The 19,770-nt window shown below is 54.0% G+C and carries 22 protein-coding genes; 10 read left to right on the forward strand and 12 right to left on the reverse strand.

What is annotated here, in order from left to right; translation table 11 throughout:
- Nucleotides 1-26 precede the first annotated feature (26 nt).
- The 3 genes from ACZ5TN_RS07385 to ACZ5TN_RS07395 are packed head-to-tail and all read left to right on the forward strand — an operon-like array spanning nt 27 to nt 5,740.
- Nucleotides 27-3,005, forward strand: coding sequence for a hypothetical protein (locus ACZ5TN_RS07385; RefSeq protein ID WP_464916374.1), 2,979 nt, complete (start codon nt 27-29; stop codon nt 3,003-3,005).
- A 5-nt stretch (nt 3,006-3,010) separates the two neighbouring features.
- A complete protein-coding gene (locus ACZ5TN_RS07390; protein WP_048053881.1) occupies nt 3,011-4,333 on the forward strand; it encodes a tripartite tricarboxylate transporter permease in 1,323 nt (440 codons plus the stop codon).
- Nucleotides 4,334-4,339: 6 nt separating this feature from the next.
- The gene (locus tag ACZ5TN_RS07395; protein WP_011250996.1) at nt 4,340-5,740 is read left to right on the forward strand and encodes a metal-dependent hydrolase; all 1,401 of its coding nucleotides are present in this window, start codon (nt 4,340-4,342) and stop codon (nt 5,738-5,740) included.
- On the opposite strand, the gene ACZ5TN_RS07400 is transcribed toward ACZ5TN_RS07395, so the two are convergent.
- Genes ACZ5TN_RS07400 through ACZ5TN_RS07410 form a run of 3 tightly spaced genes read right to left on the reverse strand, consistent with a single transcriptional unit; the run spans nt 5,737 to nt 7,856 of the window.
- The gene (locus ACZ5TN_RS07400; protein WP_464916375.1) at nt 5,737-6,609 is read right to left on the reverse strand and encodes a class I SAM-dependent methyltransferase; all 873 of its coding nucleotides are present in this window, start codon (nt 6,607-6,609) and stop codon (nt 5,737-5,739) included. The two genes, ACZ5TN_RS07395 and ACZ5TN_RS07400, sit on opposite strands and share 4 nt — an antisense overlap.
- 37 nt (nt 6,610-6,646) lie before the next feature.
- Nucleotides 6,647-7,258, reverse strand: a complete 612-nt coding sequence (locus tag ACZ5TN_RS07405) for a DUF257 family protein (protein WP_464916376.1) — start codon at nt 7,256-7,258, stop codon at nt 6,647-6,649.
- A complete protein-coding gene (locus ACZ5TN_RS07410) occupies nt 7,245-7,856 on the reverse strand; it encodes a DUF257 family protein (protein ID WP_011250993.1) in 612 nt (203 codons plus the stop codon). The genes ACZ5TN_RS07405 and ACZ5TN_RS07410 overlap by 14 nt, the downstream gene beginning before the upstream one ends.
- Nucleotides 7,857-7,991: 135 nt before the next feature.
- Here ACZ5TN_RS07410 and ACZ5TN_RS07415 point away from each other — a divergent pair, with 135 nt between their 5' ends.
- Together ACZ5TN_RS07415 and ACZ5TN_RS07420 are read left to right on the forward strand one after the other, a co-directional pair.
- Nucleotides 7,992-8,693 (forward strand): RAD55 family ATPase, encoded by a 702-nt coding sequence (locus ACZ5TN_RS07415; protein ID WP_011250992.1) that lies wholly within the window; start codon nt 7,992-7,994, stop codon nt 8,691-8,693.
- Nucleotides 8,690-9,142, forward strand: coding sequence for a hypothetical protein (locus ACZ5TN_RS07420; protein WP_464916377.1), 453 nt, complete (start codon nt 8,690-8,692; stop codon nt 9,140-9,142). Before ACZ5TN_RS07415 ends, ACZ5TN_RS07420 begins: the two co-directional genes overlap by 4 nt.
- Here ACZ5TN_RS07420 and ACZ5TN_RS07425 read toward each other — a convergent pair.
- On the reverse strand, nt 9,139-10,071 hold the full coding sequence (locus tag ACZ5TN_RS07425; protein ID WP_011250990.1) for a dipeptidase: 933 nt from the start codon (nt 10,069-10,071) through the stop codon (nt 9,139-9,141). The genes ACZ5TN_RS07420 and ACZ5TN_RS07425 overlap by 4 nt on opposite strands.
- Before the next feature lie 4 nt (nt 10,072-10,075).
- Nucleotides 10,076-11,149: a hypothetical protein gene (locus tag ACZ5TN_RS07430; protein WP_464916378.1), complete on the reverse strand. Its 1,074-nt coding sequence runs from the start codon at nt 11,147-11,149 to the stop codon at nt 10,076-10,078.
- 53 nt (nt 11,150-11,202) lie between these two features.
- On the opposite strand from ACZ5TN_RS07430, the gene ACZ5TN_RS07435 reads away from it, so the two are divergent.
- Nucleotides 11,203-11,772 carry a DUF531 family protein gene (locus ACZ5TN_RS07435; protein ID WP_464916379.1) on the forward strand — a complete coding sequence of 190 codons (570 nt, stop codon included), beginning with the start codon at nt 11,203-11,205 and terminating at the stop codon, nt 11,770-11,772.
- Nucleotides 11,733-12,227: a signal peptidase I gene (locus ACZ5TN_RS07440; protein WP_464916380.1), complete on the forward strand. Its 495-nt coding sequence runs from the start codon at nt 11,733-11,735 to the stop codon at nt 12,225-12,227. The genes ACZ5TN_RS07435 and ACZ5TN_RS07440 overlap by 40 nt, the downstream gene beginning before the upstream one ends.
- A 63-nt stretch (nt 12,228-12,290) precedes the next feature.
- Here the strand turns inward: ACZ5TN_RS07440 and ACZ5TN_RS07445 are convergent, their stop codons facing one another.
- Together ACZ5TN_RS07445 and gcvT are read right to left on the reverse strand one after the other, a co-directional pair.
- Nucleotides 12,291-13,118, reverse strand: a complete 828-nt coding sequence (locus ACZ5TN_RS07445) for a DMT family transporter (RefSeq protein ID WP_464916381.1) — start codon at nt 13,116-13,118, stop codon at nt 12,291-12,293.
- A 32-nt stretch (nt 13,119-13,150) separates the two neighbouring features.
- Nucleotides 13,151-14,347 (reverse strand): glycine cleavage system aminomethyltransferase GcvT, encoded by a 1,197-nt coding sequence (gene gcvT, locus ACZ5TN_RS07450; protein ID WP_011250985.1) that lies wholly within the window; start codon nt 14,345-14,347, stop codon nt 13,151-13,153.
- Between the two features lie 102 nt (nt 14,348-14,449).
- On the opposite strand from gcvT, the gene ACZ5TN_RS07455 reads away from it, so the two are divergent.
- Entirely contained in the window at nt 14,450-15,286 is an 837-nt protein-coding gene (locus tag ACZ5TN_RS07455; protein ID WP_011250984.1) for a universal stress protein, read from the forward strand.
- A gap of 92 nt (nt 15,287-15,378) precedes the next feature.
- Here ACZ5TN_RS07455 and ACZ5TN_RS07460 read toward each other — a convergent pair whose 3' ends face one another.
- Nucleotides 15,379-15,966, reverse strand: a complete 588-nt coding sequence (locus ACZ5TN_RS07460) for an endonuclease dU (protein WP_464916382.1) — start codon at nt 15,964-15,966, stop codon at nt 15,379-15,381.
- Nucleotides 15,963-16,277 carry a divalent-cation tolerance protein CutA gene (gene cutA / locus ACZ5TN_RS07465; protein ID WP_011250982.1) on the reverse strand — a complete coding sequence of 105 codons (315 nt, stop codon included), beginning with the start codon at nt 16,275-16,277 and terminating at the stop codon, nt 15,963-15,965. The genes ACZ5TN_RS07460 and cutA overlap by 4 nt, the downstream gene beginning before the upstream one ends.
- Nucleotides 16,278-16,347: 70 nt before the next feature.
- Between cutA and ACZ5TN_RS07470 the strand changes: the two genes are divergently transcribed.
- Nucleotides 16,348-16,623 (forward strand): acylphosphatase, encoded by a 276-nt coding sequence (locus ACZ5TN_RS07470; protein WP_011250981.1) that lies wholly within the window; start codon nt 16,348-16,350, stop codon nt 16,621-16,623.
- On the opposite strand, the gene ACZ5TN_RS07475 is transcribed toward ACZ5TN_RS07470, so the two are convergent.
- Nucleotides 16,607-17,200 carry a regulator of amino acid metabolism, contains ACT domain protein gene (locus ACZ5TN_RS07475; protein WP_464916383.1) on the reverse strand — a complete coding sequence of 198 codons (594 nt, stop codon included), beginning with the start codon at nt 17,198-17,200 and terminating at the stop codon, nt 16,607-16,609. The two genes, ACZ5TN_RS07470 and ACZ5TN_RS07475, sit on opposite strands and share 17 nt — an antisense overlap.
- 101 nt (nt 17,201-17,301) lie before the next feature.
- Between ACZ5TN_RS07475 and ACZ5TN_RS07480 the strand changes: the two genes are divergently transcribed.
- Nucleotides 17,302-18,186 (forward strand): ADP-dependent ribose-1-phosphate kinase, encoded by an 885-nt coding sequence (locus ACZ5TN_RS07480; RefSeq protein ID WP_464917570.1) that lies wholly within the window; start codon nt 17,302-17,304, stop codon nt 18,184-18,186.
- On the opposite strand, the gene ACZ5TN_RS07485 is transcribed toward ACZ5TN_RS07480, so the two are convergent.
- Both ACZ5TN_RS07485 and ACZ5TN_RS07490 read right to left on the reverse strand, forming a co-directional pair.
- Complete coding sequence (locus ACZ5TN_RS07485) at nt 18,173-18,991, reverse strand: ABC transporter permease (RefSeq protein ID WP_464916384.1); 819 nt, start codon at nt 18,989-18,991, stop codon at nt 18,173-18,175. The two genes, ACZ5TN_RS07480 and ACZ5TN_RS07485, sit on opposite strands and share 14 nt — an antisense overlap.
- Nucleotides 18,978-19,745 (reverse strand): ABC transporter permease, encoded by a 768-nt coding sequence (locus tag ACZ5TN_RS07490; protein WP_011250977.1) that lies wholly within the window; start codon nt 19,743-19,745, stop codon nt 18,978-18,980. Before ACZ5TN_RS07490 ends, ACZ5TN_RS07485 begins: the two co-directional genes overlap by 14 nt.
- Nucleotides 19,746-19,770: the final 25 nt, after the last annotated feature.

The raw sequence follows: 19,770 nt of genomic DNA on the forward strand, positions 1-19,770 counted from the left end.
ACGTTAAATAATCGGAGGTCAGGTTTATGGCCGGCGAAAAACAAGAGAAAAAGCTGTATTATCACGGCCTAAAGGAACAGAAGAAGATCGACGTATCGAAGCTGAAATACCTCTCCCTTCTGCTGTCGGTGATTGGGGTCGCGGTGCTCCTGGTGGCTGCTCAGAGCGCCCAGGCCCCGCTGATGAAGGTCAGCGACGTCACTGGCAACTACATGATGAACTACGCCGTCGTAAGGCTGAGCGGAACCATCTCGAGCGTTCCCTACGTATCGGAATCCGGCGGTAAGCTCTCGCTGACGTTCACGATAGACGACGGGACTGGTCAGATGGACGTCAGGGTTTACTCGCCGCTCGCGGATGAAATGGTTGAAAAGGGCGTGATCCCGTTCCCGGGAGACAACGTCACCGCTGAAGTGCAGCTCCGCGTTAGGGAGACCTACACCTATGCGATACTCCAATATCTCGGGGGCCTGGAATTTAATAACAAGCTCTATTCCGAGAGTCCCAAAACAGTGATGGAGCTCACCGAGAACATGAGCAACACCTACGTCGCCGTTCAGGGCGTCGTTACCGAGTTCTCCAACGTCAGCTCCGGCTACCTCCTGACGGTTGATACTGGAGTTGCGCCCGTGACCGTCCTCATACCGAGGGTTCTCCTCATCAAAAACAACGTCTCTGTGAAGGTTGGAGACACGGTTTATGCTCCTGGTATCGTTTACCTCTACAAGGGGACTTCGCCTGAAATCGTCGTCAGGTCGCTTGAGCAGTTCAAAGTGACGCCGATAGAGAGCGCGCCGCTCGTTCCGCTGGCGGAAGCTCCTGGCTACGTCGGAATGGTCATGTCAGTTCAGGGCAGCCTCACGGGAATAACCTACGAGAGCGGCCGCTACGTCCTCACGCTCACCGACGGAACCAACTACCTCGAAGTTCTCGTCCCGAGGGAAGTCCTCGCCAACCTCAACCCGTTCGAGCTGGCAAGCGGAAGCCTAATCAAGGCCGCTGGAAAGATGGGTGACGACGGCAGGCTCGTCGGCGCGTACCTCGGGGTCATTGAGGCCGTCAAAACGGAGTTCCTTCCGATCGGAGTTTTAACACCCGACATGAAGGGCACGATAGTGGCAGTCAAGGCGAATATTGAAGACGTCCAGAACGTCGGTTCGAACCTCAAGCTCGTCGTGAGCGACGGAACGGGGAAGATAGACGTATTCATACCGTCGGCCGCCCTCAGGGAGCTCTCCAACGAGACCCTAGCAGACCTCAAGGAAGGGCTCGGCGTTGAGGTCGCCGGCTACCTCGACGAGTACCGCGGCAGCCTGGAGGTAGTTGTCTACACGGGCAGCGGAATAAAGGCACTGGGAAGGCCAGTCGGTTCTTCAGAAGTCGAGCTTCCAAAGGTTAAGGCCTCGGAGCTTGGAAAATACACTGGAAAGCTCGTTGACTTCGTCGGCTCCCTCCAGGGACTCACCTACGCCAACGGAACCTACTACCTGAACGTTGACAGCGTCACCGTCTCCATTTCGAGGGACGTCCTGATGGCCCTTAACCCACTCGACGCGGGTGAAGGAAGCGTCCTCGTCATAAGGGGGTTCGTCAAGGATCCGAACAATCTCAAGGGAGAGTCCCTGACCGTGCAGGCTGCGGTTCCGCCAGTTCAGATAAAGCCTGAGGACGTTACATCGGACATGGTGGGCAAAGTAGTGGCCGTCGCGGGCAGGGTCACGGACGTTGCGAACCTCAGCGGCAACCTCAAGATAACCCTTGGAAGCCTCCCGGTGTTCGTGCCAAGGACTACTGCCAACGAGCTGGCCTACGTCCCACAGGAGGGCGACCTAGTTGAGATAGGCGGCTACGTTGAGCTCTACCGCGACGAGCCTGAGATTGTCGTCTTCCACCCAGAGGCCATCAGAAAGATAGGGGCGAGCGGGCCAGTTGAGGGAACGGTATCTGACCTCAAGAGCGCAACCGAGCCGCTCCTCCTGACGGTCACATGGGACTCCCTCTCCTATGAGAGCGGAGAGTACTACCTTGGAATCCACGACGACACGGGAAGCACGACCGTGACGGCAACCAAGGATCTCCTACCGAACCCGCTCGAAGCTGCCACTGGGAGCACTCTCAAACTCGTTGTCGACCCGCTCTCCGGCAGTGTAACCTCCCTGGAGATTGCAAAAGCAGTTCCACCGAAGCTTTACCAGACTGGAGAGGTTACGCTCGACATGAAGGGTAAGGTCATAGCACTCAACGCGACAGCAGTCAAGGTAGCGGCAGTTGGAGACAACCTCAAGCTCACCCTCGACGACGGAAGCGGTGGGATAGCGGTGTTCATACCGAACGGTGCAGAACTGAGCGTTGACGAGGGCTCAGTGGTCTATACGGCAGGCTACGTGGAAGAGTACAACGGTGCACCGGAGCTCGTAGTGTACACCACCGAGGCAGTGAAGGTCGAGGGAGCACCATCGCAAGGAGGAACTGAGACCACCAAGGAGGTCACCGTTTCAGAGCTTTCCTCAGCTACTGGCCAGGTGAACCTTACCGTGGTCTGGGATAGCTTGGACTACGACAACGGCTACTACATCACCGTCAGCGACGATACAGGAAGTGCCACACTCTCAATCAGCCGCGAACTCCTCCCGAACCCGTTCGAGGCCGGAACGGGAAGCAGGATAGAGATAACCTACGACGCCGACGCAAAGAAAGTGGTCTCACTCACCGTCATCGAGGCTATACCTTCCGAGACTTACAAGACTGGCGACGTCACCCTCGACATGAAGGGCAAAACAGTAATCGTTGAGGGCACGATCAAGGACGTTTACGAAGGAAGGACTTTCATCAAGCTCACGATAGACGACGGAAGCGGGGAGCTGGTTATCTTCATCCCGAAGAGCGTCGGAGGAGACCTAACCTTCAGCGAGGGACAGACGATAAGGGTCGGAGGCTACGTGACTGAGTACAAGGGGACGGTTGAGGTCATCCCGTACACCGCCGATGCCATAGAGGTGAGGTGATGGCCGTGCTCCCCCTCTCAGATCTTTTAATCTGGTCGTTCGCCGGCGTGCTCTTCGGCTCGCTGATATCCTGGATTCCAGGGTTCCACATCTACAACATCATAGCCCTACTGGTGGCGGTCTTCGGCGTGGGTGAGCTCATGCCAGTCCAGGCGTTCCCGTTCTTCGCAGTGGGAGCCATAGTCGCTTACGCCTACGTGAGCGCAATTTCCAGCGTCTACTTCAGCGTTGCTGACGAGAGTGCAGTGTTCCTCCTCTTCCCGACACAGAGGTACCTCCTCCTCGGCAGGGGGCATGAGGCGGTACTGCTCTACCTCATCGGGGCCGTTGCGGGAACGCTGATCCTCGTCCTCGGAATGCTCTTCGTATTCCCCAAGGTGCTGCCGCCGATATACCAGGCGACCAGCCCGTACATCACCTACTTCCTCGTGGCCATCGTCCTCTTCATGTTCATGAGCGAGTGGCCCAAGGAAGGCGACAGGGGCAAGACGGTGAAGGAAAGGCTCTGGCTTGCCTGGAGGCAGATACTCGGCGGAATCTTCGTGTTCTTCCTCTCGGGGATACTCGGGTTCATAGTCACGAACACCAACATCCTGCCAGCGACTAGTGCTTACACGAGGCTAACGCCGATGTTCATAGGCTTCTTCGGAATGTCGTGGGTGATACTCAACATACTCTCCAACCCGCCGATGCTCCCGCAGAAGCCCGAGGACAAAGTCGAGAGCAGTATCTACAACACCCTGAAGGCCAGCTTCGGAGGTGCCCTCGGAGGGACAATAGCTGCAGTTTATCCGATAATCACTGGAGGTATGGGAGCAATGGTAGCGGGGCATATGACGAGCCAGCGCGGCGACGACGCATTCATCATCAGCCAGGGCGTCAACAGAGTCCTCTACTACGTCGGGGCCTTCTCACTCCTCTTCCTGCCGAACCTGAGGCTCACGAGGGGAGCTGGAGCGTGGCTCGTCAGCTCCCTCTACACGCCCAAGAGCTACTCGGAGTACATAGCGGCCATCGGCGTCATCCTGCTCGCCTCTGGAATAAGCTTCCTCTTCACCTACGGGCTTTCAAGGCTCATAGCGAGGAGCTTCAACGTCATGCACATCAAGAAGGTCTCCTACTTCGTCGCGGCAGTTCTCGTCGTTATCTCCTACCTCCTGACGGGCTGGATGGGAGTGGTCGTGCTCTTCGTCTCAACTGCCATCGGCCTAATGGCGGCTGCCTTCAACACGAGGAGGAGCTACTGCCTCGGCGGCCTCATACTGCCAGTACTCCTCAGCATGACCGGCCACACAGAAGTGTTCATGCACCTGCTCGGACTGGGGTGATGTGAGATGAGGGGTTTCACTCACTACATATCGGGCCTCGCCGCGGCGACCTTCTTCCCCGCCCTAGTTGCCGACATAAGGATGGGCACTCTGGCAGCGGTCATAGCGGCGGCTTCGGCTTATTTCCCTGACTTCGTGGACTTCAAGTTCGGCAAGTTCTTCGCGAGGAGGGACTACGAGATAGACCCGGCTCCATGGGACGAGAAGAAGCACTACGCGCCCAAGCTCGTTAAAATAAAGGATCTGAGCGAGAAGAACCGCTACCAGTTCTTCGCCATCGAGGGTAGGGTCGAGGAGATACTCACAAAAGGCTCAGGGACGATGTCCTACGAGGTCTTTGATGAGAAGGGCAACGTGAAGACGGTAACGGAAGAGTACAACACGATAGTCTTCATCCTCAATGACGGGACTGGAAAGATAACCGTTGAGGCCTTTGGAGACGACTACAAGATCTTCGAGGAGGAGTTCGGTCAGATCGAAGAGGGCAAAGAAATGCTCGTGTTCGGTTACGTGGACGTTGATCCCGACGGCTCGCTGAGGTTCGTCGTCAGCGATGCCCCGCACCCGCAGGGAATCGCCGACATCATAGCCGAGGCAATAGAAAAGGCCTACGAAGAGGGCGAGAAGATAGTCAAGATACACAACATCCGCCTTCCGGGAGACGTTTACAGGCAGTTCTGGATACACCTCGACCCGCCGAAGAGGGAGGTAAGGGTCGAGATGGGGCCGATAGTCACCCCCGGTGGGGTTGCCATTGGGGGCGAGCCGCCGGAGTACAGGAAGTACGGAATAGCGAGGGTGAACGTGCCGTTCATCAAGACCTACCCGAAGCCGACGAGAATAGACTCGTTCTCAGGGCCAGAGATAGCCTTCAGACTCACAAAACACCAGGGCAAGACGGTGGTCAAGGACAGGTTCCTGCCCTGGCACCACGGCTTCAGCCACTCGATGACGATGGGAGTGATAATCGGTGCTGTGGTCTTCCTCTTGGCGAAGCTCTTCGGCTACAGCCACGCGACTGACCTTGCCCTCGCCTCGATGATAGGCCAGTGGCTCCACGTCTTCGAGGACCAGCTGGGCTTCATGGGCAGCAACCTCTTCCCGCCGATAACCAAGGACGTCATTCCCGGATTTAAGCTTGGAGAGAGCGGCAGTGGACTTACCAACTTCTCAACGGCCTGGCTCATGATAGCACTGATGATATGGAACTTCAACCGCTTCACAGACCCGAGGCCGATACCGATAAGCGACGCAAGGCTGCTCCTCTACCTCATATGGCCCTCGATCATAGGCTTTGGAATAGCCATAGTCAGGAGCATCAGGCTGAGAAAAGAGCTGGCTAAACTAATGGACTACTACACCAACCTGGAAGCCTTCGAAGAGCTGGAAGAGGTCGGCGGGATTTAATCCCGCTGGCTCGCTTTTACTCCCTTTTCAGGCTTTCTTGCCACAACCCCAAGCGCTTCCTCGACCCTTCTAACGCCGACAAAACCGACTCTCCTCAGCCTTTCCATGACTCCCTTTTGGAGGTCTTTTCTCCTGTACTTCTTCCCCGGGTTGCCTACGTAGTGGAACAGCCTCCCCCCAGGCTTAAGAATCCTGAAAAGCTCCCTGTAGAACTCCTCTGAGTAGAGATGGCCCGCCAATGAGAAGCGCGGGGGGTCGTGGATGATCACGTCAAAGCTTGCTTGCTTGAACTTCTTAACGACCTCAAAGGCGTCCCCCTGGATGACCTGAATCTTTCCGCCCGTGAAAAGTTCCCTGCTCCAGGGGTTTATCCTCGCTATTTCAATGACGTTGGGGTCTATCTCTATGGTTATGACGTAGGCTCCCCTCTTTGATGCCTCTATGGCAGTGTAACCCAGCCCCATGCAGGTGTCGAGGACTGTTTCACCCTCCCTCGGCATCACAGTGTTCACCTTGTTCCTCGTGTCCTGGAGGGGGTTCATCTCCTTTGTTCGGTGCATTCGAATACCGTTTATCTCTATCGTCGGTGGAATCGTGGGGACGAGCTTGTAAAAGCCTGATTCACCCGCTATGGCCGCTTTATACACCCCGCCGTTGGAAACGAAGTAGACCGTCCCATCGTCCCGGGAGATCTTTTCAAGAACTTCCCTCTCAACGAGGGTACCGTCCGGAAAAACCGCTCCTTCATCTTTTATCTCGACTTCTTGGACCCTGTTGGTTTTCCTTAGGTCGAGATTGAGCTTGACATTTCCCCTTGAAGCGAGGAGCATTCTGGCCTCTCTGAACGTGATGTAGTAAATCTCTTCCATGTTCCGAAATTTGAAAGGGTGTTAAAAAGGCTTCGCCTCAAAGCTGGAGGGTTGTCCCCTCCTCGTCAAGGTTTAACGACTTCAGTATCCTAACTGAGCTGCCCTCCATCCTCAGGACGCGCGTGAAGGCTTCTTCAAGAAGTGCAAGGTACCCCTTATGCGCAAGTTCATAATTCACGAAGTAGAAAGTTTTCCTGTGCGGATTGCCAAGGAACCCAGCGGCCGCGTTCGCAAGGTAGAGAACGAACGAAGGTCTGTTGTCCTGGAGGGGAATAATCCTCTCGGGGTTCATTATAATCGTCGTCACGTTTTTGTTTGCGCGGTAATAACTGAGGAGGTTCGAAAGGAACTTGCTCATGAAAATCCCCGGATCCTTATGAGGATCCACGTCAATTACAATCCTTCCCCACTCTGAAGTGCCGCCCGCTTTTATCCTGGCTATGCTCTTCTCGGGCACATCTAAACCCGCAAACTTAAGCCACCTCAAAACGGGGAGTGCAGAGTCTATTATGTCAATCACCAGGATGTTGTCCCACCCGCTATTTTTTCCTATCTCGTAGAAGAGCACTGGGTAGGGCGAAATAGATGTGTGCTCGACGAGAACACTTTCTCCCGGCCTTAAAGTTTCTAAGTACTCACCGAACTTCAACGCTTTCACCCCCGGGTGTTTTTACGAGGCTGAGATCTGTTCCCCTCAGTCGGAGAACGTAGTCATAGTCCTGTTCGAGGCTCTTGGTGAGGTATTCGCTAGCCACTGAAGTGTTCAGGAAGATAACGTCCTTCACATCAGGATATTTCAGGTACCTTCTGTTTATCTTCTCAAAGTACCTCTCAAGCTTCGGGGGATTGTCCATGAAGGTAAAAGAGAACTTCTCCATTCCGAGGACTATCGTATGCTTTTTGCTCTCTTCCGGCACCTTTTTGGCTATTTGAGCGTATTTTGCCATATGGTAATCAAAATCCTCTATCTCATGGACTTCACCTACGATGTTACCAACCCTCGTGTTCCCAATTTCTTTAACAACTGGGAAATCTTCAACCTCGATGTTTACCCCCATCATCCGCAATTTGGACGTGAAAATATGGAGAGTGTCGCCAATGTCCACAATCAGAGGTATTATACCTTTCTCTCTCCAGCCGGTAATGATCTCAGCGAACACAAGCTCCGGGTGATCGAGGGAAGAATACTCCACTAAAACAAGCCCCCCGCCGCGCGCTTCGATGGTCTCAAGGATTTCCCTGAGCATTGATGCTCACCATAATCTATTCTGGCGTTCACCTTTATAACCCTTTCAACCCTTCAAGAAGTTGAATATTTTACCAAAACTTTCACGAAAAACTTTATAGGATTTTGAACCTACAATGAGCATAGGTGCTGCAACATGATTACTGGAAGGGTTGAAAGGGTTCCAACTGGTATCGAAGGGTTTGACCCCCTAATAGAGGGGGGTTTTGTTAAGTCAAAGTCATACCTCATCACTGGCCCTCCTGGAAGCGGGAAAACGACATTCGGTGTCCAGTTTCTGGTTGATGGTGCCAAAAGGGGCGAGAAGGTAGCTTACATATCCCTCGTCCAGGATCCTGAAGAGGTAATAAAGGACTACGAGCGTTTTGATCCGGCAGTCTGGAACTACGTCCAGAAGGGAAACCTGATACTGTACGACCTGGGGAAGGAGCTCTGGGGTTCGACCGCAAAGCCGCCCCAGTGGAGCAGTGTCATGTTCAGGATAAAAGATCTTGTCCGGGAAAGCAACATAACTCGCCTTGTAATAGACCCGCTCACGGCCATAGACTTCCCGACTTCTGACCCCGCTGAGAAGAGGGCAGAGCTTGCCACGTTCCTCAGGACAATGAGTGCCCTCGGGATAACCAGCCTTCTGATAGCAGAGCTGACCGACCTGGACAGGTACAGCGAGGAGCACTATCTCGTTGACGGCGTCATAATGCTCCACTACTACCTGGAAGGCAACGATATGGCAAGGGCAATCCAGGTTCTCAAGATGAGGAGAACAAGGCACGAGACCAAGATGTACCGCCTGGAGTTCGGACCAAAGGGCCTCGTTGTTAGGGGGCCAGTTTTATGAAGGAACTGCCGAAAGGGCCGCTCGACCTCAAAAAGATTCTTGCGGAGGGAGATCCTGTAAAGAAGACCTACCTTCTGGGCTACTTTATAGCGTACTACGGCCATACCGACTGGGTCGGCGTATGGCGTGAGCTTAGAGATTCCGTCTTGGAGAGCGCTGAGGAGAGCGGCGTCTTAAGGAAGGCCATTGATGCCTACCGCAGGGGTAAGAAAGATGGCGCACACGACAGGGAGCTGGCAATCGCCCAAGGACTGTATAGGCCACTTTCCCCGGAAGAGGTTGAGCATGAAGTAAAGAAAATACAGGAAATCAGAGTTTTACCCCCTCAAACCAGAATACCCAAGATGCTCAGAGTTAGGCTGACAGGAGAGCCGAGGATGCTCCTGCGCTCCCAGATTATGGATCAGGTTAGAACCCTCAGCCTGCCAAGGTTTCTCGGGAGGCGTTAGGTGATTCTCTCGAACACCCGTTCGAAGTTTTTGAATGTTATCCCCTCAACTTCCTTCTTACTGAACCTCTCGTGGAGGAGATTTAACAGCTCCGGAATCTTTGACTCGTTCTCAAAGCCTTCAACGCTCTTTCCACCCCATTCCCTAAGGTAGTACACGAAGTCGAATCCGAGGCCCACGTGCTCATAGCCTATGAGGTCGGCCATATATTCTATGTGCTCAACGTACTTCTCAATCGTCGGCTTCTCCCTGTCCACGAAGGAGGGTATTGCAACGGCCCCAACAACGCCGTCCCTCTCCGCTATCGCCTTCAGCTGCTCGTCGGTCAGGTTTCTGGGGCTGTCGCAGAGCGCCCTGGCGTTTGAGTGGGACGCAATCACGGGGAAAGATGTGACGTCGAGCGTGTCCCAGAATCCAGCTTCGTTTATGTGGCTGAGGTCAACGACTATTCCCAGCTCTTCAGCCTTTCCGACCACTTCAACGCCGAACCTGGTCAGGCCGCCGTTGGTTCTCTCAAAGACGCCGTCACCGATGGCGTTCCTGAGGCTCCAAGTTAGAGTCAGAACTCGGAGGCCGAGACGGTAGAAGACCTCGAGGAGCTCAATGCTCTCGCCGATGGGTTCTCCACCTTCGAGGCCGAGCCACAGGGCGACCCTGCCTTCTCTGATCGTCTTCTGCATTTCCTCAACGTTCCTTACAAGCTCAAAGCTATCGCTTTCGTCGATGTCCTTGAGGAGGGTGTTCAACACCTCAAGCCCGTAGGCTGTTGCGTCCTTTCTCCGTTCGGGCCGCGTCCAGATGGCCATAACTCTGGAGGTTATCTTATCCCCAAAGAAGCGATAGTAGTTCCTCTCAAGAACCCTTGTTGCCCCGCTCTTTTTCTCATCGTAAACGAACGTCGGCAGGTCGGAATGCGCGTCGAATATCATCTGCTCACCCTATCTCAATAGCCTCGATGTCCCTTAAGGTTTGTGTCCTTAGTATTGGATCGGAGATTGCACCCGCTACTTTCCGGGCTGCTTCGAATTCTCCCTGCTCTGAGAAGGCCAGGGCTATCTTACGGAGCGCTTCATCCCTCTTTACTTGATCATCTATGAGCCTGACAAAGTAAAGGGCCTCCCGCAAGTACTCCAGTTCTGTCAGAATGAGTGCAATTGAATAGGCATTTGAGGGGAGAACTTCTGTGTTCTGAAGCTCGCTCAAGGTCTGGTTTGTCAAGTCTATATATTCGGGGTCGTTCACCATTTTCATCCAAAGTGCAACCTCAAGCTGACCCATAAGCACTTTCACGCCCTCAAACTTACGCCTTATAAGGGCCAAAGCATAGTGATACCTGCCTTCCAGAAGGGCCTTTCGTATCTCGGGCAGTCCAACGTTTTCGACTGTCTTTGTAAGCAGGAGTTTTTTCTCAACTATCGCCGCCCTCTGATTCACGCGGAGCTTGTCGAATATGTCAAAAGCTATCCTGTAAAACTCCCTCGCTGTTCTCGAAGGAAGGTCGTCCCCCGTTTTTTCAATAATCTCCCCAATCTTTATCAGTTCATCAACCTTCGTCCTGTAGTCAATCTCTGCCCTTGCTATTAAGTCGAATGCCTCGTCAAAAAGCTCCATTGCCCCATCGAGGTCTCCAGTCATTGCTACACTGCGGGCTATCTCCGCCACGACCTCCCCCTTTTCGAGCGGGTCTTCTATACCACTCGCCTCTTCCAAGGCCATATCCAGATACTCCTCTGCGCCGTCTTGATCCCCAAGCTTGAAAAGGGCAGCACCTATCAGTGCATAGCCGAGGCTCTTAACGTAGCTCTCTTTTGAGTTCTCTGCTATGTACTCCGCATCCTCAATAACGTCCCATACCCATTCTCCAAGACCCTTTTCCGCCATTATGAGCGCAATCTTAGTGAGTGCCCTAATCTGTTCCACTGGATCGTAGAGTTCTGGAACCCTTTGGATGGCCTCATCAAACTGTCCCCTCTCGGCAAGTGCAAGTATATCATCTATGCTCATCATGGATATATTTTTGGTACTCAATATTTATAAGGGTTCCTTGAAATTTCAAACCTATGGCAACGCTGACCCTTGCATTGTACAACACTTATGACACAAAACGTTTGCACGAAGCCCACCTGAGGGCAATAGCCAGGGCCGCGCCCATAGCGTATGCCTACGGGTTCCACTTGGCCCTCGTTGGCTTTCCGCTCGACGGAAAACCGATGGAGATAGCAGAAGAAGTCAGCAGGCATACCACGATCGGAGATGGGGGAAAGTACCTCCAGGAACTGGCCAAGGCTAACAAGTTTCACCTCCTTGAATTTCCCAAGAGGGGGTTCCCTCCACAGTTTGGGACTCCAGTTGCAACAACTAGAAAACCTTGGCCGGAGAAGGAGATAACCCCCCTCGACCTAACGAGGGAAGCGCTCTCGGGCAGAAGCTTTCTCCTCCTCATAGGGCTTGGACGGCACGGCCTGCCGGAGGAAATCTTTAAGATTGCTAGGTACCACATGGATGTGACTGGAAAGAGAACAAGTCTCGAAACGTGCACCGCGATGGGCGCGATCGGCGCTAGAATAGCAACGTACATGGAGGCGTTAAAATGGAAGAGTGGAAAAAAGACATCGCATGGGTCGTTTTGACGATCATCATAGTCGCCGGCATACACTCGGGCCTCAGGTTCGTCCTCCATACCGATTCGCCCCTGGTCATAGTCGTCAGCGGCTCGATGGAGCCCGTCTTCTACCGCGGTGACGTAGTTCTTCTGAAGGGCGTCACTGACCCGTCGCAGGTGAGAGTCAACGACGTGATAGTCTACAAGCGCCCAGGTTACCCCTACCCCATAATCCACCGCGTTAGATACATCTCAACCGTGAAGCTCAATGGAAAAGAAGAGACCTGCTTCGTCACGTGGGGGGACAACAACCCTGTTCCCGATCCGCCATACCCAACTTCACAAGGCTCCCTTGAAGTCCGTATGCCCAACGGGATGATAGCCGGCTGCGTCCCTAGCTACGCCGTCGAGGCCAAGGCAGAGCTCGTGTTCCCGAAAATCGGGCTAATCCCGCTGTGGATCAGGGAAAAAATAGGGTTATGACCTCTTAAGGGGATGATGTGAGGGTAGGTGGCTGAGCGGTGATGACCTAATCGGCCCCTGACCCTACTTTTTCCCCATAACTATTCCCCCCACTATCAGAACGAGCCCCAGAATCGTTGAGAAAGCTATTTTCTCTCCCACAATGAGGGATATAAAAAAGAGGCTCAGGAACGGCACAAGGTAGGCTATGCTGGAGGCGAATGCCATATCCCCCTCAACCGCCCTATACCAGAGCAGGAAAGTGACCCCCATCTCGAAGAGCCCGACGTAAACTGCCCCCGCCAGGCCTTCCAGCGGCGGGAGCTGGAATTCTCCGCTCACCAGAACCAGCGTTGAAACGTAGGCAAACCCGAAGAGAAAGTTCCAGAACATCTTCTCAACGAGGGGCCTCTCGTCGCGGAGGTTCAGGAGCCAGTAGGAAGCCCAGATAACGGCACTCCCAAGGCCGAGTGTAACCCCCAGCGGGTCAGAGAAAGTCAGGGACGTAAGCTCACCCTTTGTCGCGATAACCAGCGCCCCCGCGAATCCAACGAGGAGACCGAGCACTGTTCTCGGTTCAGGTCTCCTTCCGAGGAGCGGGATGGAGAGCAGGACGAGCATTAAGGGCCACGTGTAGTTGAGGGCCTGAGCTTCCTGGGCGGGCAGTCTGTCGTATGCCGAGAAGAGAACGAGATAGTAAAGGAAAGGGTTTATAAGCCCAAGATACACCGAACGGAGATCCCTCCGGTCGAGAGAAAACTCCCGGGAATGGAGAAGTCCGAAAACCAGCAGGGAAGTTAAAGACGCATAAAACAGTAGCTGAAGTGGAGTAAGATGCCTAAGCGAGAGCTTGAAAGCGGATGCGACCGTTGACCAGAGGATAACAGCGAGGACAGCATGTTTCTTTGACATCGGAGAAAAAAATGAGAGGGAACTTAAAAAGCTCACTCCTCCCTGAAGGCGCCGTACTTCTTGGGGTCGTAGAAGGGCGGAGCGACTGTGACCGCCTTCTTGGGCTTGCCCCTTATCTCGACCTCGATTTCAACGCCTGGAACCGCGTACTCTGGCTTGACGAAGGCTATTCCGATGCCTATGCCGAGGAGAGGTGAGAGCGTTCCGCTGGTGACCTCACCGATGAGCTCACCGTCCTTGTAGACCTTGTAGCCCTCCCTAGGGACGCCTTTGTCAACCATCTTGAAGTGCACCATCTTGCTCGGCAGTCCGCGCTCCTTCTGCTTGAGGAGGGCCTCCTTTCCTATGAACTCCTTGTCCCAGAAGATCGCAAAGTCGAGGTTGGCCTGGAGCGGGGTAACCTCGTCTATGTCCGTGCTGAGGAGCTGCTTCTCCTTGGTCTCGTTTCCGTACAGGGTGTATCCTGCCTCAAGCCTGAGGGTATCCCTCGCTCCCAGTCCGGCCGGCTTTATGCCGTACTTTTCGCCGGCCTCAAGGATGGTCTTCCAGACGTGGAGGGCCTTCTCGGGCTCTCCCCTCTTGCTCGGGTCTGGGTGGTACGGGTTTGCATCCTCGAAGTAGACCTCAAAGCCGTTCTCTCCCGTGTAGCCGCTCCTCGAAAGGAGCATCTTTATGCCGTCGAGCTCAACCTCCTTGGCCTGGAACCACCAGAGGTCGTTGATGTCTATGCCGAAGAGCTCCTTCGCGAGGTCTCTAGCTTTGGGCCCCTGGATTGAGAACATCGCCATGTCGTAGGTCTTGTTCTCTATCTCGAGATCTATGTCGCCGAACTTTTCAATTCCGCGCTTGATGGCGTTGAACCAGGCGTCGAGCTTCTCGAAGGCGTCTGAATCACAGACCATCATGTAGGTGTCATTACCCATGTTGAAGACGAGGGTCTCGTCCTTTACGGCACCTCTCTCGTTGAGGACGAGCGTGTAGGTTCCGCTTATCGCGGGCGGCTTGCTTATGTCGTTAGTAGTAACGTACTGGAGGAACTCCAGAGCGTCCTTACCGCGGAAGATGAACTCGCCCATGTGGGAAACATCAAAGATGCCAACGCCGTTCCTAACGGCGAGGTGTTCCTCCTTTATGCTGGAGTACCAGATGGGCATCTCCCAGCCGGCGAACTCCTCAACTTTCTTGGCATGTTCCTTATGCCAGTCGAATATGTGAACTCTCTTGACCATTGCAATCACCGATAAAACTCCGACCTGAGCGTTATAATCCTTTCCAATGCATGGACAAATCTAATAAGCATTGAAGTACAAAAATATACTGGGGTGACCAGAATGTTTGAGAAGATTTTGTACCCGACCGACTTCTCGGATGTATCACTTCATGCCCTTCACAACTGCCTCCCCGACCTGTTTGAGCTGGGTGCAAAGGAGCTCCACCTGCTTCACGTCATAGACATAACGGTCGCAGAACTCCAGGCCTTTGAGCTTGAAGAGATTTACAAAAACAAGCTCGAAGAGCTTGCAAAAACTCTCAGGGAAAAGGGGATTGACGTCAAGACTTCCGTGAGGATCGGCATTCCCTCCCTTGAAATAGCGGAGGAAGCGGAGAGCATAGGCGCTGACCTCATCATCAGTCCAAGTGTGGGCGAGAACGTCTGGAGGCAGATGTTCCTGGGAAGCACGGCTTCAAACCTCGTCAGGGCCACGAGGAGGCCAGTGCTCCTCCTCAAGTACTCGAAGAAAGACGACTCCTTTGAGCTCCCCGTGAAGTGTTCAGAGCTGTTCCAGAGGCCGCTTGTTGCGCTGGACTTCTCAGAGTGCTCCGAAAAAATCACGAATGCCGTTGCAAAGTTCAGGGAGCTAATTGAAAAGGGAATCCTGCTCCACTCGGTTGACTACGGAAAAATAGATGAGCTGGAGAGCAACATAGAGGCAGCGAAAAAGCGTCTAGAGGAAATTGCAGAGAAACTCGGAGTGGAGTTCGAAAAGGAGGTTATGGTTGGAACGGCCAGTCAGGCCATAATAGGAACGGCCCTAGCCAAAAAAGCAACGCTCATAGTCATCGGCAAGAAGGGCAGGAGCATAATCAAGGAGCTCATACTCGGCTCCACAGCGGAGAGGGTCATAAGGGACTCAAAACTCCCGGTGCTCCTCGTTCCGTGTGAATGAGACCTCAGACTGGAACGGCTTCCACATCAACTTCGGTAGCTACCCTGTTGCCATCATCGGTCGGCTTTAACTTTTTTCAGTCCTTTATAAACCTACTCCCGTTTGCTCTCGCCCGTCATCACGGCGCTTGCTATCATGTGAGCCAACCTTAAGGGTTCAGGGATAAAACCCGTTCTCGTCGTGACCTTAATCACCTCAGCGGCCGTTTTCTCGTCTAAACCAACAGTTTGGAAGTAGAGCTTATCCGGTACAAGTTCAACAAGGGGAGGGGCCTTTCTAAGCAGGGCTATTCTCTCTTCCGCATCACGGAAGTGCTTTCTCAGGGCATCTTCCATTGCCAGGATATCCGGTTTCTTCCTAACGACTACCACCACGGGAAGGCCCGTCTCGTTGTGGAGCCTCTCAAGGTCAACGACGTTGAACCCGGCGTAGGTTATCCCTTTGAGAAGGATGACCCTCAAGTCCTTGAACCGTGATGAGTTCACGGAGTTTATCATAGCGTCGGTAACGTCCCTTCCATCAACGGTTATCCAGCGCGAGAGAACGCCAACGACCTCAAGGGAGCCTTTCATCACGACTCCAATCAGTATCGTCTTTTCATGCTTCAGCTTTGAAGAAAAGGAGAAGGTGCCGTCGTCGAAGCCGACGACTCTGATCTGGGGCTTAACCTTTCGTATCATCCGAAGAGCACCCTCGCCATCCACTCGGAGTACTCGCGGTTGAGCTTGTCGAGATCAATCCTGGCTATCATCGGAACATCGTAGGGGTGGAGCTCCTTTATCGTCTCCCTCAGCTCCTTCCACTTGCTAACTTCGGTCTTGTAGATGGCGCCGACTTCCTTCCCTTCCTCAATCTTGCCCTCCCACCAGTACATAGCCTCGTGCTCCCTGAGGTTTGCGCAGACTATCAGCTTCCTTTCCAGGAGCTCCCTGGTGACCTTTCTGGCGCTCTCCCAGTCTGGAAACGTCGTGTAAACGATGATCGCCTCCATATGCCCACCCAATGATAGATATCGGGCAAAGCTTAAATCCCTTGCGGGAGATTTTAGAACGGGATGTGTGATGAAGCGCGTAAGGGCGCACCTCAGGATATACGGAAGGGTTCAGGGTGTAGGTTTTCGCTGGAGCATGAGCAGGGAAGCCAGGAAGCTTGGAGTCCACGGATGGGTCAGAAACCTGCCGGATGGGACGGTGGAAGCCGTTATCGAGGGCGATCCTGAAAGGGTGGAGGCTTTAATAGGATGGGCGCATCAGGGGCCGCCGCTGGCCAGGGTCACGAGGGTCGAGGTAAAATGGGAAGAACCCGAGGGGCTGGAGGGCTTTAAGGTCGTTGGGTGAGACTCTCAAGCAGCACCCTCTTCGGGCAGTACTTGACCTCACAGTAGTTGCAGACGAACTTCTCCTTATCCTTTTCAGGTGTGTGGAGTATGAGCCTCTTGAAGCCTCTGATTGTCTTTATTTTGCCAAATGTCTCGGTTGAGAGCGTTCCATCTATGACTATGTAAATCTTGCTTGTTTCTTCCCTGAGGTTCCTTCCAAAGACCTCCATGATGGGGGTGTTGTCTTCGGCGAGCAGCCTGAGCACGTCTGAAAACGCCATCTGGTACTGATCCTTCTCAACGTCTATCTCCAGGACTTCCCAGCCCATAAGGGGGGCGACGTCTATCAGGCTCGGGAGCGGGTTCAGCCTCTCGAACACAAGCTTTAGGGGGTAGGTCTTTTCTATGTACTCTATCGTGTGGTAGATTATCTTCCTGTTTACGCCTATCGCCCTTGCCAGCTCGCTTATCGGTACCTCGACGTTCTTTATGTAGATTTTACCGTTCTTCACGCTCAGTCCGTTCTCAAACAGGAACTCCGCGACCTTTCTCCTCGCGGGATAGTTCTTAAAATAGGCCTCAAGTATGAGCATCATCTTTGTTCACCTCTTACTCATATGTGGGTAGGAATGGATATTTAAATCTTTTCCCCAAGCGTTATAACCTCCCAGTGCAATTCCCAATTTTGGTGGTGAAAGTGAAGCTGGACGTCATCGGCATCGGCAACCTGAACTACGACATAATATTCACGCTGGAACGCTTTCCAGAGTTCCATGAGAAGATCAATGCCAGAGGTGCCCACTTTGGACTGGGCGGTGCAGCAGCCAACACGATAAGCTGGCTCGCCCACTTCGGCCTTAAAACGGGCTACATAGGGGCGGTGGGAAACGACGACGTTGGAGAGATGCACATCAAATACTTCCAGGGCATCGGGGTTGATACCGGCGGAATAGACGTCGTTGAAGAGCCCTCGGGCGTGGCAGTTGCGATGGTTGCAGGGGACGACAAGAGAATAGTCAAGTACCCCGGGGCAAACCTCAGGAGGAGGTTCAAGCCCGAATACGCATCGAGGGCCAAGTTCCTCCACCTCTCATCCAACCCGCCGGAGCTCATAGAGGAAGCAGTTAATTTCGCGAGCCAGAGGGGGATAAAGGTCTCCCTGGACATAGGTGAGGCGCCGCTCCCGCGGGAGCTTGAGAGCAAGGTGGACTACCTGATGATGAACGAGGACGAGTACAGGCGCAAGTACGGGAGCCTTGACCTGAGTCTGTGCAGGGCCAAGAACCTCGTGGTCACTCTGAACGGCGGTGGTGCGCTCGTCAGGGAGGGGGATAAAGTCTTCGAGGTCAGGGGTCTGAGTGCGAAGGTAGTTGATTCGACGGGCGCGGGGGATTCCTTCGATGCGGGCGTTATCTACGGCGTCCTCAACGGCTGGTCCCTCCTCGACTCCGCCAAGCTCGGAATGCTGCTCGCGTACCTGACCGTCCAGAAGGTTGGAGCGAGGAGCGCCATAGTCCCGCTCGAGGAGGTAAAGAGGATAGCAAGGGAAGTCGGCCTGGATCTGCCCTTCAATAGGACTTGAGGCCAACGATTCTCGCCTGCTTTTCACTCCATTTATAGATGAGATACCCCAGAACGGAATACAGAAGGGATATCACGGCAAGGTACCAAAGTTCGCCCGTGCTTGAGCCGTAGCCGTACACCACGACTTTTCTCAGGGCCTCCGTCGTCGGCGCATAGGGGAGGGCCTTCGCCAGAACCTGGAGCGCCGTTGGGAGAACTGAGAGGGGGTACATCGCACCGCTGAGGGCAAAGACGAGCATCTCCAGGATGCTTATGAACGGTCCCGGGTCTTTAAGGTAGAGCACGATACCGGCGGCCGCCATACCGAGCCCGACCATCCCCAGGCTTCCGAGGAGCAGAACCGGGAGGGCTTTAAGGACTACTAGGAGGTCAATTCCCAGCCCGAAGAGCAGCTTGAAGACTGGGAGATAGATCGCCATGTAAAGGAGCGAGAGGAAGAGCCTAACCAGGACGTTGCCGAGGAAGAACGTTATCCTCCTCATCGGGGCGGCAAAGGAGTACTCCAGTGTTCCCGCGTACAGCTCGTCAACGACGCTCCACACAAAGCCGCTGAGGAAGGTCAGACCAAAGCCGAGAACCAGCAGACCGAGGACGGCGAATGCCACGTAGTCGGAATACCCGGTGAGCCTCTGAAGGGCCTCGGAGTTCCTCTTTCCGGTAAGTCCAAGCCCTATGAGGAGGGCCTGTCCAACGAAGAGGAAGCCCATCCCTATGTCGCTGATGAACCAGACCTTATAGCTGAGGAACACCTTCCAGCTCTTCACTGCGACGCCCCAGAGCGCCCTGAGTTCAGTAGCCTCCATAGCCTATCACCCTGGTTAACCTCTCTGCCCACCGGAACAGGAGATAACCAATCAGCCAGTACAGTGGGGCAAGAATGACCAGCCACCCAATAGAGCTGGAGGCCTGTGAATAGCCACCTCCAGAGAATATGGTTCTGACCGTTGAGATTGCATGAGTAAGGGGAATGAACTCCGCGAAACTCCGCACCCAGTTCGGCATGAGGGTGAGCGGGAAGAAGACGCCAGAGAAGAACAGCATTCCGAACTCAAAGAGCTGGGCGAACGGGCCTATATTTTTCAGAAGCATTACGAGGCCCGCAAAGAGGAACCCAAAACCAAGAAATGCCAGAAGGGAGAGGAAAATCACCGGGAGGGATTTGAGGATAATCACAGCGCTGAGAGGGATTTTAAACAGAAAGACGCCAAAGAGAAAAACGATGAGCATGAGTATTGAATCCATGAGCATCCAGCTGAGGGCCAGGCCGAGAAGGATGGCCGTCAGGCTCGAAGGGGAAAGGACGTTCGTCTCGAACGTACCTCTTTGGAGTTCCCTCCGAACTCCCCATACATAGGCCTCTATGGGCGATGAAGAGACCCACCAGAGGGTATAGCCGATGAGCGCGTACGTCGGGTAATCCCCAAGCCCTGTTGAGGCCTCCAGAAGCGCCGAGTACCTCCCGCCGAGAACGGCCTGCCCGAAGTAAACGAACTGGAGGAGAAAGACTATGCCGACGAGGACGGAACTTATAACCCTCAGGGGATAGCGGAAGAACATCCTGAACTCCTTTTCAATCACCGCC

It is taken from the genome of Thermococcus sp. JCM 11816, assembly GCF_055396515.1.